The 14,119-nt window shown below is 59.5% G+C and carries 12 protein-coding genes; 4 read left to right on the top strand and 8 right to left on the bottom strand.

Annotated features, from left to right (window positions below; genetic code table 11):
* Positions 1-964: DUF711 family protein (locus tag HMPREF2526_RS12355; RefSeq protein WP_070547413.1), on the bottom strand; the 964-nt coding region annotated here is incomplete at its 3' end.
* Positions 965-979: 15 nt separating this feature from the next.
* Positions 980-1,249 (bottom strand): ACT domain-containing protein, encoded by a 270-nt coding sequence (locus HMPREF2526_RS12360; RefSeq protein WP_010186707.1) that lies wholly within the window; start codon positions 1,247-1,249, stop codon positions 980-982.
* Between the two features lie 79 nt (positions 1,250-1,328).
* Here HMPREF2526_RS12360 and HMPREF2526_RS12365 point away from each other — a divergent pair, with 79 nt between their 5' ends.
* Positions 1,329-2,018 (top strand): SDR family oxidoreductase, encoded by a 690-nt coding sequence (locus tag HMPREF2526_RS12365; RefSeq protein WP_046649125.1) that lies wholly within the window; start codon positions 1,329-1,331, stop codon positions 2,016-2,018.
* Here HMPREF2526_RS12365 and HMPREF2526_RS12370 read toward each other — a convergent pair.
* The 5 genes from HMPREF2526_RS12370 to can all read right to left on the bottom strand — a co-directional run bounded on the left by HMPREF2526_RS12370 (position 2,015) and on the right by can (position 8,104).
* Positions 2,015-2,761 carry a hypothetical protein gene (locus HMPREF2526_RS12370; RefSeq protein WP_070547414.1) on the bottom strand — a complete coding sequence of 249 codons (747 nt, stop codon included), beginning with the start codon at positions 2,759-2,761 and terminating at the stop codon, positions 2,015-2,017. The two genes, HMPREF2526_RS12365 and HMPREF2526_RS12370, sit on opposite strands and share 4 nt — an antisense overlap.
* A 51-nt stretch (positions 2,762-2,812) precedes the next feature.
* Positions 2,813-3,595 (bottom strand): hypothetical protein, encoded by a 783-nt coding sequence (locus HMPREF2526_RS12375; RefSeq protein ID WP_070547415.1) that lies wholly within the window; start codon positions 3,593-3,595, stop codon positions 2,813-2,815.
* A gap of 103 nt (positions 3,596-3,698) precedes the next feature.
* A complete protein-coding gene (locus HMPREF2526_RS12380) occupies positions 3,699-4,490 on the bottom strand; it encodes a hypothetical protein (RefSeq protein WP_246819896.1) in 792 nt (263 codons plus the stop codon).
* 48 nt (positions 4,491-4,538) lie between these two features.
* Positions 4,539-5,111 (bottom strand): TetR/AcrR family transcriptional regulator, encoded by a 573-nt coding sequence (locus HMPREF2526_RS12385; protein ID WP_070547417.1) that lies wholly within the window; start codon positions 5,109-5,111, stop codon positions 4,539-4,541.
* A 176-nt stretch (positions 5,112-5,287) separates the two neighbouring features.
* Entirely contained in the window at positions 5,288-8,104 is a 2,817-nt protein-coding gene (gene can / locus HMPREF2526_RS12390; RefSeq protein ID WP_204370977.1) for an aconitate hydratase, read from the bottom strand.
* A 303-nt stretch (positions 8,105-8,407) separates the two neighbouring features.
* Between can and HMPREF2526_RS12395 the strand changes: the two genes are divergently transcribed.
* The 3 genes from HMPREF2526_RS12395 to HMPREF2526_RS12405 all read left to right on the top strand — a co-directional run bounded on the left by HMPREF2526_RS12395 (position 8,408) and on the right by HMPREF2526_RS12405 (position 13,345).
* A complete protein-coding gene (locus tag HMPREF2526_RS12395; protein ID WP_070511802.1) occupies positions 8,408-8,884 on the top strand; it encodes an Rv1476 family membrane protein in 477 nt (158 codons plus the stop codon).
* A gap of 1,411 nt (positions 8,885-10,295) precedes the next feature.
* A complete protein-coding gene (locus tag HMPREF2526_RS12400; protein WP_070547418.1) occupies positions 10,296-12,200 on the top strand; it encodes a DIP1281 family NlpC/P60 protein in 1,905 nt (634 codons plus the stop codon).
* A 26-nt stretch (positions 12,201-12,226) separates the two neighbouring features.
* Entirely contained in the window at positions 12,227-13,345 is a 1,119-nt protein-coding gene (locus HMPREF2526_RS12405; protein WP_070547419.1) for a ferrochelatase, read from the top strand.
* Here HMPREF2526_RS12405 and HMPREF2526_RS12410 read toward each other — a convergent pair.
* A complete protein-coding gene (locus HMPREF2526_RS12410) occupies positions 13,342-14,109 on the bottom strand; it encodes a hypothetical protein (RefSeq protein WP_070547420.1) in 768 nt (255 codons plus the stop codon). The two genes, HMPREF2526_RS12405 and HMPREF2526_RS12410, sit on opposite strands and share 4 nt — an antisense overlap.
* Positions 14,110-14,119 lie beyond the last annotated feature (10 nt).

A 14,119-nucleotide genomic window follows, 5' to 3' on the forward strand; every position in this document is an offset into this window, starting at 1 on the left:
TCATGCCGCCCTTCTTGACGGCGTCGTTAAGCAGTGCGAGCGCTGCCGTGGTGCCGTGCGTGCCCACTTGGTCGAGGCCCATGTGCTCCAGGATGTGCGCGACGGAGTCACCCAGCTCTGCGGTGGGAGCAAGGGAGAGGTCAATGATGCCGAACGGGACACCGAGGCGCTCCGAAGCCATTTCACCCACGAGCTGGCCGGCGCGGGTGACCTTGAAGGCCGCCTTCTTGACCTCTTCGGCGACCTCGTTGAGGGTGGCGCCCTCAAGGGAGCCGAGCGCGCGATCGACCACGCCCGGGCCCGATACACCTACGGAAACGACGCAGTCCGGTTCCTCAATGCCGTGGAAGGCACCGGCCATGAAGGGGTTATCGCCCACGGAGTTGGAGAAGATCACGAGCTTGGCGCAGCCGATGGCGCTGCGCTCCTTGGTGAGCTCGGCAGCTTCCTTGATGATGCGTCCCATCTGTGCCGCAGCATTCATGTTGATGCCGGCGCGGGAGGAAGCGATATTCACCGAGGAGCAGACCAGGTTTGTCTCTGCCAGGGCTTCCGGGATGGAACGGATAAGCGCCTTTTCGGCGGTCGTTGCGCCCTTTTCGACGAGCGCGGAGTAGCCACCGACGAAGTCAACACCGGTCGCTGCGGCAGCGCGATCCAGCGCGCGGGCAACGTCCACGGGGTTTCCTTCGATACCGGCCACGATGAGCGCGATGGGGGTGACAGAGATGCGCTTGTTGACAATCGGGATGCCGAGCTCGGCCTCGATTCCCTCGCACACCTCAACCAGGTGTGCGGCGCGGGATGTCACGAGGTCGTACACGGCCTCGGCGGTGGCTTCCATAGTGGAGCGGGTGCAGCCGAGCAGCGAAATGCCCATAGTGACGGTGCGGATATCGAGACGGTACTTCTCGATCATCTCGATGGTGTCGAGAATGCTGGCGGTATTGAAGCGGTTAAGCATGACTGGTTATCGTCCCTAAATCTCGTTCATTGCGGTGAACAGCGCTTCCGACTGCACGCGAATGGATTGCTTGATGGACTCACCGACGGTGTTCATCCGCTCCTGGAGCTGCTGGATGCTGACCTCGTTCTCATCGAATTCGACGCGCAAGATCATGGTGAAGTACTCAGACATGAGCGTCTGGGAGACGTCAACGATATTGACGTTAAGTTCTGCGAGGGCGGTGGACACGGCGGAGATAATGCCGGTGTTATCGACACCGGTAACAGTCATGATGGCGATCATGACTAGATTGTAACCTGTACGTTTTTCCAGCTGCCCTGGGGTCCTGCAGTGAGATCAGATAGCGCGTACGGTGGCGCACATGACTGATACGACAACAACTGCACGCAAGAAGGTTTTGTACATCGGCGGCCACGGAAAGGTTGGGCTTTTGGCGGCGCCCAAGCTTGTCGACGCCAACCTCACCGTCCATTCCCTTATCCGTAGCCCCGACCAGGTCGCTGATATTGAAGCCCTAGGCGCCACCGCAGTGGTGCGCGATCTCACCGAGCTTTCTGTTGAGGACTGGGCAGAGCTTTTGGCTGACTATGACGTCGTCGTGTGGGGCGCTGGAAACGGTGGCCGCGCGGGTGCGGAAGTGACGTGGGCAGTCGACCGCGATGCGGCACTTGCCTCCATCGCTGGCTTGGAGAAGCTAGCGGAGGAGGGGAAGCACACCCCGGCCTACGTGATGATTTCCTACATCGGCGCTACGGAGAACACGACCGATCCTTCCGATGAGTCGTGGTACGCCTACGTGGAGTCCAAGAAGGCCGTAGACAATAAGCTGAATTCGACGGATCTCAACTACCTCATTCTGGGTCCTGCAGCGCTCACGGAAGAGCCTTCCCAGGGCATCACTGTGCTCGATAGCGATGCCGAGCGCACCAGCGATATGACGACTTCCCGGGAGCTTGTCGCCGAGGTTGTCGCTGAGGTTGCTCGCCGCGATAGCTTCCCGGCCTCGCCTCTGGAGTTCATCGATGGTGAAGGCAGCGTTAAGGACATCTAGGATGCAGGAGACGCCGCGGCGTTAAGGCCAGCACTTACTTGCTCGCGGGTCAGACCGTTGTGCAAGCTCGCCTGGCGAAAAGGTTTAGTAGCGAGGTGGGCGGCGATGTACCACCCCGTGGTGTGCTCGAAGGTGGCTTGGCTTTGGAAGCGCACCACGGCAATACCTTGCTCGCGGAAGGACCGGGGAGACGTGTGGGATTCAAACTCGTCGCTGATGATTTCTTGAACCGTGCCGTCGGGGAGGAAGAGGCGCACCTTGGCTTTGTAGTAGTACTCGGTGGGATCGGCATGCGGCACGTGCCGACCGGTCTGCCAGATCTCGCTGAGCAGAGCGGGATAGTACTCAATCCAGCCTTTTTCTGAGGCGGTGCCCAGTCGGCGTGCGCCCCACGTCGAACTGCGAATGGACCGAATCTGTCTCCCTGCCGCGACCACGAGCACGAGGACAAAGACTGCGACGGCCAATCCCTTCCACCCCGAGCTGATGGACGTATCTTCGCCGATAATGGCTGATATCGCGATAGCGAGTAGCACTACCGCCACGATGAGGTTGGTTCGCAGGTTCTTCCATCCAGATGTGGATCCACCCGGCAGTGGCCCAGCTGCGGCAATGGCGCGACCGACGGCAGCTGTTGTAGGAGAAGGGTTTGGCGAAGATACTTCCCTTAAGCTACGAGGAATGAGCCTTTCGGAGTATTCATGATCCGGAAAGTCGAAGGGGGCTATCGCTTGCTGAGACATTGTGGTGGGCTCCTGAAGAAGGTGGGCGTCACGATGGCACGCTGTTGAGCGTTAACCTTTTACCCAGTTCTGCTCAGCAAAAGACAGCGCCGCCTCGATGTTCTTCTTGCGCAGACCATGCTGGAGTTCTAGTTGCGGTTTGTCCGAGTCGGCGCGGTATCCCACCACACTCCAGCCGTTATTGTGGTTGAAGTCAACGGTGGCGACAAGGGGGCCATCGGCGAGCAGCCGGCCGCGAAGCTTCAGCCAATTCGGGTTCGGAGCGATGAACTCCGCTGTCATGCCCTTTGTCAACGAGCCGTCTGGCTGCAAGATGAGTATCGGGGCGGTGTAATAGTAGTCGGTGTTGTCGTTGTAGTCGACGCGGCGCTTGTAGACGAGCTCCCCGATTAACGCAGGACGGTACTCAACCCACCCATTCGCCCAGGCGGTCCGCAACCTAGTTCTCCTTCCCCAGCGACCCCGCACGAGCATGACTCCGACAAAGATGAATACCAGTGCGGCAAGCCCGTTGATAATGCTGGCTATTGGTATCCCGCCGTTCGTTCCGTCTGCGCCCGGAAATAGGACAAAGAGGAATAGCACATGGAACACTGTGAAGAATAGGGACATGACACCCATGGAGATGAAGATGAATCCAAAGATGATCGCGCCGAGATTCGTATGGCCGATCGGTCGCCCGACACTATTGATAGCTTCGCGTATACCGCTGCGGTCCACGTTAGGGTTCGGCTGCTGATCGTGCTCCTTTAATTCCTTAGGCGCGAGGGAGCCGGCGCTGGCTGCATCAAATTTCAGCGGTGACCGAGGCAATTGAATAGAAGATTGCGTCATGGATCACAGTGTAAAGGGGTTAGAGCTGCCTTTCTCGTCGGTTCAACACCCAATGGGGAGTAGGACCCGTGTTGGGCGGCGGACCAACCAATCGAACAGCGGCTTAGCGCACCCAATGCTGTTCGGCGAATTGGAGAACGGCATCAACTTGGCGGCCGGTGAGTCCATTGGAGAGTTCCGCCTCTGAGCTCGTTCCGTCGGTGCGGTAAGCAGCGACGGTCCAGCCATTATTGTTCGCAGTATCCACGGTAGCGATCCGGGAGCCCTCTGCCAGTGCAGCGCCACGTGATCTCAACCAGTTCGGGTTGTTTGCGCGGAACTCACCGGACATGGCCTTCGCCAGTGCGCCGTCTGATTGAAGGATCATGAGCGGCGCGGAGTAATAGAAATAGGTCCGTTCACGATCATCGGGACCTTCGGTTTTGCTGCGCAGGTAAACCAACTCACCGATGAGAGCGGGACGGTATTCTACCCAGCCATTGCGCCACGCGGTGCGCAAACGCCGAGCTTTACCGATTTCCTTGAGGATGTTCCACAGGCTCACAGCGACAAAGGTCGCGCTGAGGAAACACAAAATGATAGGGATTAGCGAAAATATGCCGATGTCAGAGAAGCTGAATCGCGGAGGACCAAAATCACCAGCGAAGAAAGAGAACGTCATGTTGCACATAAATAGTCCAACTAGACCTATGATGACCCAGACTGCCAGGTCGCTGAGCTTAAGGCGCCCAGGCTGGGGCCCAGCCTCCTCGATGACCTCGCGGATCCCTGAATTGTCCATTCGCGGGCTCGGCTGAGCATCGTGGGCACGCTGTTCTTTCGGGGCAAGCAGGGGTGTGGCGTTCAGACTAATTCCACACTGCGTCCGCGGAAGCTGTAGGGGAGTATGGTCCATGCGCCACAGTGTAGCGTCAACCACACTCCGGCACTGAGTGTTAAGCGCTTAGTGACCGGCGTGTGGGCCACGAATCGATTGCTCTACTAAGGACAACACCTGTTCTAGATTCTTTGTGTCCCCGAGGGCCAGGCGGTTGATAAAGCCGTCCATGAAGGTCTCCAGATAAGTCACGAGGGTATCAATAGAGACGTCGTCGCGCAGCCGGCCTTTCTCGGCGTTTGATTCCAAGCGCGCGCGAACCGCCTTATCCAAAACCTGCTGCTCTTCATGCCACCGAGCAGCGAAGGAGGGATCGGTGCGCAACATCGAGGTCACCGCGAGTCTGGTGGCGAGCCAATCGTGGCGCTCTGGGTGACGCAACATCTCGCTCATTACCTCAACGAGACCGTTGTTTGCTACAACCTCGGCTTCGCGGGCCGCGTCTTCCCGGGCCAGGGCCAAAAAGAGAGACTCTTTATCGCCGAAGTGGTGAAAGATAGCCCCGCGCGATTTGCCCGTGGCTTCTTCGAGGCGTCGAACCGTGGCACCTTCATAGCCGTGCTCAGCGAAGCATCTGCGTGCACCGACCAGAATGTCATGGCGGCGGCGGTTCAGTTCGGAGTCGCTCATAATCGGCATGGTTGGGGAAAGCTCCTTAAAGCACGGCTGGGGGTAGACAGGTGACAGAAGTATGAGGGGATGAGGGGGAGAGAAGCAGAAAGGCCAGCCAGCACTCGATGTTGCTAGCTGGCCTATCCGCCTAACTATGCAGGCCGCACCGTATCCGGGGAACCTGCATGGTGGGCAAGGGTGGTTTAGGCCTTGACCATCTGGCGCAGAACGAACTGCAGGATGCCGCCGTGGCGGTAGTAGTCGGCCTCACCAGGCGTGTCGATGCGAACCTTGGCATCAAACTCAACGGTCTCGCCGGATTCCTTGGTGGCGGTTACGTGAACCGACTTCGGAATGCCGCCCTCGTTGAGAGCCTCAATACCTTCGATGTCAAAGGTTTCGGTGCCGTCCAAGCCGAGGGACTCGTGGGACTCGCCCTCCGGGAACTGCAGCGGAATAACGCCCATACCAATGAGGTTCGAGCGGTGGATGCGCTCGAAGGACTCAGTGATGACAGCCTTCACGCCAAGTAGGTTGGTGCCCTTAGCAGCCCAGTCACGGGAGGAACCGGTGCCGTACTCCTTACCTGCCAGGACAACCAGCGGGATATCGGCTGCCTTGTAGTTCTCGCAGGCGTCGAAGATGAAGGCCTGCGGTGCGCCTTCCTGGGTGAAGTCGCGGGTGTAGCCACCAGCGACGTCGACCAGCTGGTTCTGGAGGCGGATGTTAGCGAAGGTACCGCGCATCATGACCTCGTGGTTACCACGACGGGAACCCAGGGAGTTGTAGTCCTGGCGCTCCACACCGTTGGCATCGAGGTACTGAGCGGCCGGGGTACCCGGCTTGATGGAAGAGGCCGGGGAAATGTGGTCGGTGGTCACGGAGTCACCGAGCTTAGCAAGAACGCGAGCGCCCTTGATGTCCTGAACCGGTTCCGGCTCAGTCGGCATGCCGTCGAAATACGGTGCCTTGCGGATGTAGGTGGAGTCCTCGTTCCACTTGAAGGTCTCGCCCTCCGGAACGTCCAGGCTGCGCCATGCGTCGTCACCCTTGAACACGTCGGCGTAGTCAGCCTCGTAGAGCTCGCGGGAGATGGCCTGCTGGATGGTGTCCTCGATCTCCTGCGGGGAAGGCCAGATGTCCTTGAGGAAGACATCGTTGCCATCCTGATCCTGGCCCAGCGGCTGGGTCTCGAAATCGAAGTCCATGGTGCCGGCAATAGCGTAGGCAATGACCATGATGGGGGAAGCCAAGTAGTTCATCTTGACGTCCGGGGAAATACGGCCCTCGAAGTTACGGTTACCGGAAAGCACCGCGGTAGCAGCCAGATCATGCTCGTTGATGGCGTTGGAGATCTCCTCCGGCAGCGGGCCGGAGTTACCGATACAGGTGGTGCAGCCGAAGCCGGAGAGGTAGAAGCCCAGGGCCTCCAGATCCTTCCACAGGTCTGCGCGCTGGAAGTAGCCATCGACAACCTGGGAACCCGGAGCACAAATGGTCTTAACCCACGGCTTGGACTTCAGGCCCTTTTCAGCAGCCTTACGTGCGATAAGACCAGCGCCGACCATGACGGACGGGTTGGAGGTGTTGGTGCAGGAGGTGATGGAAGCGATGGCAACCATACCGTGGTCCAGCGTGTACTCGCCGCCGTTCGGGGAGGTGACGGTCACCGGGTTGGACTGGCGGCCGGAGCTGCCCTTAGCAGCGGACTCACCCTCGCCTGCGCGGGATTTGTTCAGGCCACCGGTCACGTCAACGAGGGAGTTCTCGTCGCCGCCCTCGGCGGTCATGCGCTTGGCCTCAACGGTGGATTCGTCGACGACGACGTCACCGGAAGCGTAGGTTGGCAGGTCCTTACGGAACTGCTCCTTGGCCTCGGAGAGGAGGATGCGGTCCTGCGGGCGCTTCGGGCCAGCGATGGACGGCTTCACGGTGGACAGGTCCAGCTCGAGGTACTCGGAGTACTCTGCCTCCGGAGCATCCTGCTCCAGCCACATACCCTGAGCCTTGGCGTATGCCTCGACGCGGTCGATCTGCTCCTGTGGGCGACCGGTGAGCTCGAGGTACTTGATGGTCTCCTCGTCGATCGGGAAGATCGCAGCGGTGGAGCCGAACTCGGGGGACATGTTACCGATGGTGGCGCGGTTGGCCAGCGGCACAGCCTTCACGCCGTTGCCGTAGAACTCAACGAACTTCTGAACCACGCCGTGCTGACGCAGCATCTCGGTGATGGTCAGAACCACGTCGGTAGCGGTCACGCCGGTCGGAATCTCGCCGGTGAGCTTGAAGCCCACAACGCGCGGGATCAGCATGGACACCGGCTGGCCCAGCATCGCTGCCTCTGCCTCGATGCCGCCAACGCCCCAGCCCAGGATGCCCAGGCCGTTCTCCATGGTGGTGTGGGAGTCGGTACCAATGCAGGTATCCGGGTATGCGAGACCGTCGTTGTCGAAGACCACGCGGGAGAGGTACTCAATGTTGACCTGGTGGACAATACCGGTTCCCGGGGGGACAACGCGGAAGTTGGAGAAGTTCTCAGCACCCCAGCGCAGGAACTGGTAGCGCTCCTGGTTGCGCTCGTACTCGATCTCCACGTTCTTCTCGAGGGCTTCAGTAGAGCCGAAGGCTTCGACGATGACGGAGTGGTCAATAACCATCTCGGCCGGGTTGAGCGGGTTCACCTGGTCCGGCTTGCCACCGAGTGCGGTGATAGCCTCACGCATGGTTGCGAGGTCCACCACGCAAGGGACGCCAGTGAAGTCCTGCATGAGAACGCGGGCCGGGGTGAACTGAATCTCAGTATCCGGCTCAGCGGACGGATCCCAATTGGCCAAAGCGTTGATGTGATCCTTGGTTACGTTCTTACCGTCCTCGTAGCGCAGCTGGTTCTCAGCCAGAACCTTGAGGGAGTACGGAAGCTTCTCCAGGCCCTCGACTGCGTTGATGTCAAAGTAGTCATAAGACTTACCGTTGACCTCAAGAGTCTTCTTGGCGCCGAAGGAGTTCAGGCTTTCAGTCATAAGGAGCTCCATTCCTTGCTTTTCGCTTGTGGGTTATCGAACACTTGTCGAGGGTTCGTCGAACTATCCGACTAGCACTGACCTTTCAGGAGGCCAAGCGTGTCGACGATCTTTGAACACGCATGTTCTCTAATACATTGTAGATGTAAGAACCCTCGGTCGACACCACTATAACAGTACGCGCGTTCTGTTTCATCCATTTCGGGGGTAGCGGCGCGTCGCGAAGCTTGCCCGGGTCCGGCGGTTTAGGCTCGACCACGAATCTGGGGAACCGAAGCGCTACAAGATAACGAGGAGTGGCAAATGATCCCGGCGGACGTAAATGTAGACGATATTGCCGCACAGCTGTCAGCCGACGGCGTTGCCTTCTCTAATCCGGAGCTGGCGCTTGACGACGACCTCCAGGCCCACATCTCAGCCTCATTACAACCCGGACACGGTATCGCAGTGGTTGACGTCTTCCCGGAGAAGATTCCGGATCTCCGCGACTTAGCGACAACCCTCCAGCGACAGACAGGGCTAGACACTGTCATCTTGCAGGCGCCCATGAAGGTCTCCGCGGTGAGCAATTCTTATGACCGCGCAACCTTGGAGGCGGCCGAAGATGCGTTGCCAACCGGTCTCGATCAGGTCACGCTGCTCAATGATTTCTATGCCACCGCTGACCATTTTTCGGCACCATGGGGAATCATTCTGGGGCTCCTTTTCTGCCTCGCTTCGGCCGTCGGATGGATAGCCTTCCGCGCGTCTGCTCGGCACAATTTGATCGCCGAAAAATAGGCGGAATAACTACGGCGCGCACTTCGCTACTCGTTGGGGCTTGACGGCAGGGGGAGTGGGGAAGTGACAAAAGTCAACCACTATCCCTTTACTTTCGAAGCGGGGGAGTGGTTGGCGTCGCGCGCCGAACGACAAGGCATCCACTACTGAGAGGCATGCCGGGCCGTGAAATTTCACCAAGGGTCACGTGGTCCCGTTGGAATTTCGTGCCCCAGGCCGCCATGAAGGGCGAATGTAGCGATCCGGAGCAACCACGAGAGCGGTCGGTGAGACAAGCCTCAAGGCGTGACACCGTACATTCACTGCCAGGTAGCCCCGAAAGCAGACCTTACAAGTAGGCGTTACTCGAACGTGATAAACATCACAATCACACCTTGGTAACAAAGTCATTGCAGGTTAGGTGCTCCTGTCATGCCCTGTGCCCGCACGTGGCTGATGTGAAAATTGAGGAAAGTGTGCGAGATGGAGTGTCGGTGACGTATGGTTCACGTATCGACTCACGGGTTGACTATTGCTCCATACGTTCATGGACCAAGCCTTGACTCTCAATTGATTTGTCGCACGGGTATGTGGGGAAGCACGCCACGAGCGAAGGGAACAGTTGGGGTTCACCGCCTGGTGGATGAACGTCGTGTCACTGCTGACGCGAGTAGCGGAACAGTTTGCCCGAGGCAGTCGGTACCAGTGTTCAACTTTTAAAAATCGAAACACCTACCTTCCGAGTGGAAGAGGCTTCACACACTTCATTGTGCGCGTCTTTGTAGCGGGCAAGAAGCGGCCGTATGCTCTTCCGGTTTCCGGTTGGGTGCCAGCCATGGAGGCGGGCACTCGTGCCATGTGGGCGCGAGTTGCTGCTTTCACGAGCGCGGCGTCCAGCGAGGAGGAACCGTGAGAGACGTGGCCCTCAGCCAGAGGTGTGCCCCTTCGTCGTCGGATCGCGGCTAGTCCTAGGCGTACTCGCTATCGAGCGAGGGACGCTCTGCAACTGGAAGATTGGGACGGCGGTCTGATGAGACGTTGGTGTACACACAGCGCCTGCGCAGTACCTTTAGTGTCTCCGTTGTTGGCAGAACACAGTGCCCTTTAGGGGCACGAACGCAGGAATACTCCTGCCTGCGCCAGGACGTACATGCCTCGTTCGACCACTCTTGTTCGCGTATCCATCTCCGCTTCATCAGCCTCGAAGGCGTAACTCTAGGAAGCGCACGGCTTTCCTTAGGCACGCATGCAACCTTTCAGCTTCGAAGTGGTGGGGGAGGCGACGCTCCCCGCAGTACCTACTCGCTATTGGCGAAGAAGCATCCTCAAGTCCCGGCGGCGTTTTCTGCTGCCGCATCCGGCTTCGCCCAGCCATGAGGAAATACTGTAGGGATGCACAACTACATGGGTAGGTGTCTAGGAGATAACTCTCGTGGCCACCACATCATCCTTCGGCTTCCGGCGCTTCAAAGCAGCCTTCGCTGCTATTGCGACCACTGCAGCCTTATCTACTGCCTCCTCGCTCACTCCTGCAGTGGCGGCGGAACCTGAGCAGCTCAACATCGACTCCCTGCTATCCTCCGATAATCCGTCCATCGCTGAACTCGCCGGCGCTATCGCGCAGATCGAGGAACGTATCGCTCAAGCTGAAGCGGCCATCGGTATCCAACGCGAATCTGTGAACCGGGCGCTCGTCGATCTCAACGACGCTCGGACCAAGGCGGCCCAGGCACGCCAGGGGACCACGACGGCGCGCGAGCAACTCGACGCCGCGCAGGCGGATGTCGCGGATGCGCAAGCAAAGTTGGACGAGGTCTCACGTTCGGCCTACCGCCGCGCCAATACCTCCGACACTGTTGCGCATGCAGCAGGTAAAGACGCCCGCTCGGATATGCTCGAGCGCCAGTCCTATCTACGATCGCAATCCGATAAGCAACAGGCGGTGTTGCGTGACTTGGAAAAGCAGCGGACGGAAAAGGCCAATAAGGAATCTCAGCTTCGCAAGACCCAGCAGCTTGCTGAGGAGCGCGCGGACCGGGCCGCTGATGCCGAGACCGCAGCACGCGATCAGCTCACCGCCTCCGAAGCCTCCATCAAGGATTCGGCGTCCGAACGCGATGATCTTCTCTCACAACTCTCCGCTCTCCATAAGGCCCTCAATCAGGCTAAGGGGCTTGACGGCGATGAAGAGTCAACCCCTGAGACTAGTCTGGAGGTCAATGATGGGCCGTTGACTTCGGAGGTGCAGAGCGATACGCAGGACATTACCGAGACCGCTGACGACGCCGACGAGCCCACGGTAGCCCCGTCCGAGCCCGCCAGCACAACGACTGCCGCCGAGTCCACGACCGACGCACCGGCTGGCCCTTCGGCCTCTGAAGCCAAGACTCCTACGCTCCAAGCGCAGCGGTCGACCCCTACGGTCTCTGCGGAGGAAATGAAGGAACTTTCAAGCGCTGCAGACGCGGTTGCTTCGGATCCAAACGTGCAGGAGCTGTCTTCTACTCGCGCAACGGGCTCTGAGAAGAAGGAGACGGGGCTGCCCCGAGGCGGCAGCTCTTTTGATCCGGGTGACATCGATCCTGAGACGGTTGCCCTCGGCATCGGCGTAGTTGGAACCGTCGCCTCGATGGTGGCGGCGTCCCAGCCTAACCACAACAACAGCTTGACCCAGGACGAGATCGACGCACTGGTGCAGGGCTCTTCGAAGCTCTTTGCCCTTCAGGGCGAAGGGGAGAGCACGGGATCTACGGCGGCGGGATCCACCGAGACGTCGACAAGTGATTCGGCATCCACGACGACGTCCACTGAGGACGAGGATTCTCTTGCCTCCGATCTGTCCGGCGTCCTAGAAGAGCTTGATACCACCGACAGCGTGACCAAGGAGGCATCGGCAACGCTGGGCGACGCCTCCCGCGAAGCAAAGATCGAGACCGTGATTGAGCGTGCCACCTCCCAGGTCGGTGTTCCGTATGCGTGGGGCGGCGGTGACGCAAATGGCCCTACCAAGGGCATCCGTGATGGAGGCGTTGCAGACTCCCACGGTGACTACAACAAGGTTGGTTTCGACTGCTCGGGTCTGGTTCTGTATGCCTTCGCCGGCGTGGGTATTTCCTTACCGCACTACACCGGTTACCAGTACCAGAAGGGAACGAAGATTTCCCCGAGCGAAATGGAGCGCGGCGACCTTATCTTCTATGGCCCTAGCGGCAGCCAGCACGTGGCGATCTATCTTGGTGATGGCACCATGGTTGAAGCCCCACAATCAGGTCAAAACGTGAGTATCACCCCCGTACGCCAAGGCGGCATGGCCCCCTATGCCGTGCGCCTGATCTAACAAGGCGCGTTGCTAGACTGGGCTGTATGACTGACACACTGCGTACTGCCCAGGGCAACGCCCACAGCACCGATTCGGTGCCCTCCTCATTTGACGCCCTCCTCGTTCTTTCTTTCGGTGGCCCGGAAGGAAACGAGGAGGTTGTTCCATTTTTGGAGAATGTAACCCGCGGCCGTGGCATTCCCCGTGAGCGCCTCGAAGTAGTAGGGGAGCACTACTTTCATTTCGGCGGCGTAAGCCCGCTCAATGCACTGAATCGAGAGATCATCGACAATATCTCGGCAGAGCTTTCGGATCGCGGACATAATCTGCCGGTCTATTTTGGCAACCGTAACTGGCATCCCTTTGGGACAGAGGCCGTTGACCAGATGGCAGCGGACGGAGTGCGCAGCGTCGCCGTGTTTGCCACCTCGGCCTGGGGCGGCTACAGCGCCTGCCGGCAATACAACGAAGACATCGTTGCCCTGCGTCAGCACGTTGAGGATAAGAACCTTCCAGACATAACCTTCACCAAGCTGCGCCAGTTCTTCGATCACCCGAAGTTTGTAGAGGAAATGGCTGCCGCTGTCCGGGAGGCCTACGCGCAGGTTCCGGACGACAAGCTGGCTAGCACTCGTATGCTCTTCACTGCGCACTCGGTGCCCACGGCACACGATGCGGTGGGAGGTGCCGAAGGGGATAAACATATTTACTCCCGCCAGGTGGCGGAGGCCTCTCGCCTCGTCGCCGAGGCCGCCGGCGTTAAGGACTATGACCTCGTGTGGCAATCGCGCTCTGGTAACCCGGCCACACCGTGGCTGGAACCAGACATCGTAGACCACACCACACGGATCCACGAAGAGGGAGGCGTCGACGGCGTCGTCGTCTGTCCCATCGGATTCATCTCTGATCACATGGAGGTGATCTGGGATCTCGATTCCGAGCTCAAGCAGGCCGCCAATGCGATGGGCGTCAGTGTCTACCGCACCCGCACCGCCGGGCCGTCTGAGCGCTTTGCGTCGCTGATCGTGGATCTGATTGAGGAACTAGAACAGGGCAGTGAGCCCGCGTCTCTCGGCGACGTCACAGTGCAGGGGTGCACGGTCAACGGCGAGCCCTGCGCCGATGGTTGCTGCGATATTTGGTCGCTGCGCAAGCCTCACTAGCGTGCGAATTCGCTTAGCGCGTAGGCCACTCCCGCCATGCGCGCTTGGCGGATGTGGCGCCACAGGCGCAGAAGCTGCGGATCGAGGCTGTGGTCTTGGACTCGATCAGTCACCGTCTCGATAATGGCAGCAACCCGGTCTGCCCGAGCAAAGAGCTTTGCCGCACGCCCCGGCACCGCTGAGGGCAAGCCCGGGGTGTCGTAGAAGTCGCTCAGCGTACCTACGGTCAGCCGCGGGTTGGGGAGAGCATCGCTGCGATACCCCGTTGCTTCGATGAGAGAGGCCGATTCATTCGTTGCAGTGCTCAGCAGCGCATCCGCTTCTCCTGGGCTCAGCCACGCGGGCGAGGGCAACGGGTGCGTTTCCTCAATCACCGTCCACCGCGTCACACCTGCGATGTAGGTGGGGATAAGCACTAAATTCCTATCAGCATCGTTGGTGCGCACAACGATGGCGCCGGCCGGGTTTTCGGCCGCAGCTTTAGCGGACTCGGATCCCGCCGGAAGAGCCGGCGCTTCGCCGGGCCCAGAAAGGACCAGCCGCAGCAATGGCTCGCGTTCACCGCGCTCGATGATCGCGGCCGACTCGCGCCTTAGAAGTGACATAACATTAACGAAAGGCTTACCGTCAGCGGCTACTTGCTCGCCGCCAAGCTCAGTGAGAGCGTCGAGGAAGTCATCGGTAGATTCCTGGCCCCACAACCACGCTCCAAGCCACACGGCAACGTTTTGTAGAGGGGACCAGACTTCGGCGCGCATATCCATGGCTGGACAG

It is taken from the genome of Corynebacterium sp. HMSC070E08, assembly GCF_001808895.1.
GTDB lineage: Bacteria > Actinomycetota > Actinomycetes > Mycobacteriales > Mycobacteriaceae > Corynebacterium > Corynebacterium hiratae.

Bases quoted from the DNA above. Each gene is read 5' to 3' on its own strand.
- HMPREF2526_RS12395 (WP_070511802.1), top strand. From the start codon at position 8,408: ATGATCCCGGCGGACGTAAATGTAGACGATATTGCCGCACAGCTGTCA.
- HMPREF2526_RS12410 (WP_070547420.1), bottom strand. From the start codon at position 14,109: ATGGATATGCGCGCCGAAGTCTGGTCCCCTCTACAAAACGTTGCCGTG.
- HMPREF2526_RS12360 (WP_010186707.1), bottom strand. From the start codon at position 1,249: ATGATCGCCATCATGACTGTTACCGGTGTCGATAACACCGGCATTATC.
- HMPREF2526_RS12365 (WP_046649125.1), top strand. From the start codon at position 1,329: ATGACTGATACGACAACAACTGCACGCAAGAAGGTTTTGTACATCGGC.
- HMPREF2526_RS12380 (WP_246819896.1), bottom strand. From the start codon at position 4,490: ATGGACCATACTCCCCTACAGCTTCCGCGGACGCAGTGTGGAATTAGT.
- HMPREF2526_RS12375 (WP_070547415.1), bottom strand. From the start codon at position 3,595: ATGACGCAATCTTCTATTCAATTGCCTCGGTCACCGCTGAAATTTGAT.
- HMPREF2526_RS12405 (WP_070547419.1), top strand. From the start codon at position 12,227: ATGACTGACACACTGCGTACTGCCCAGGGCAACGCCCACAGCACCGAT.
- HMPREF2526_RS12385 (WP_070547417.1), bottom strand. From the start codon at position 5,111: ATGCCGATTATGAGCGACTCCGAACTGAACCGCCGCCGCCATGACATT.
- HMPREF2526_RS12370 (WP_070547414.1), bottom strand. From the start codon at position 2,761: ATGTCTCAGCAAGCGATAGCCCCCTTCGACTTTCCGGATCATGAATAC.
- can (WP_204370977.1), bottom strand. From the start codon at position 8,104: ATGACTGAAAGCCTGAACTCCTTCGGCGCCAAGAAGACTCTTGAGGTC.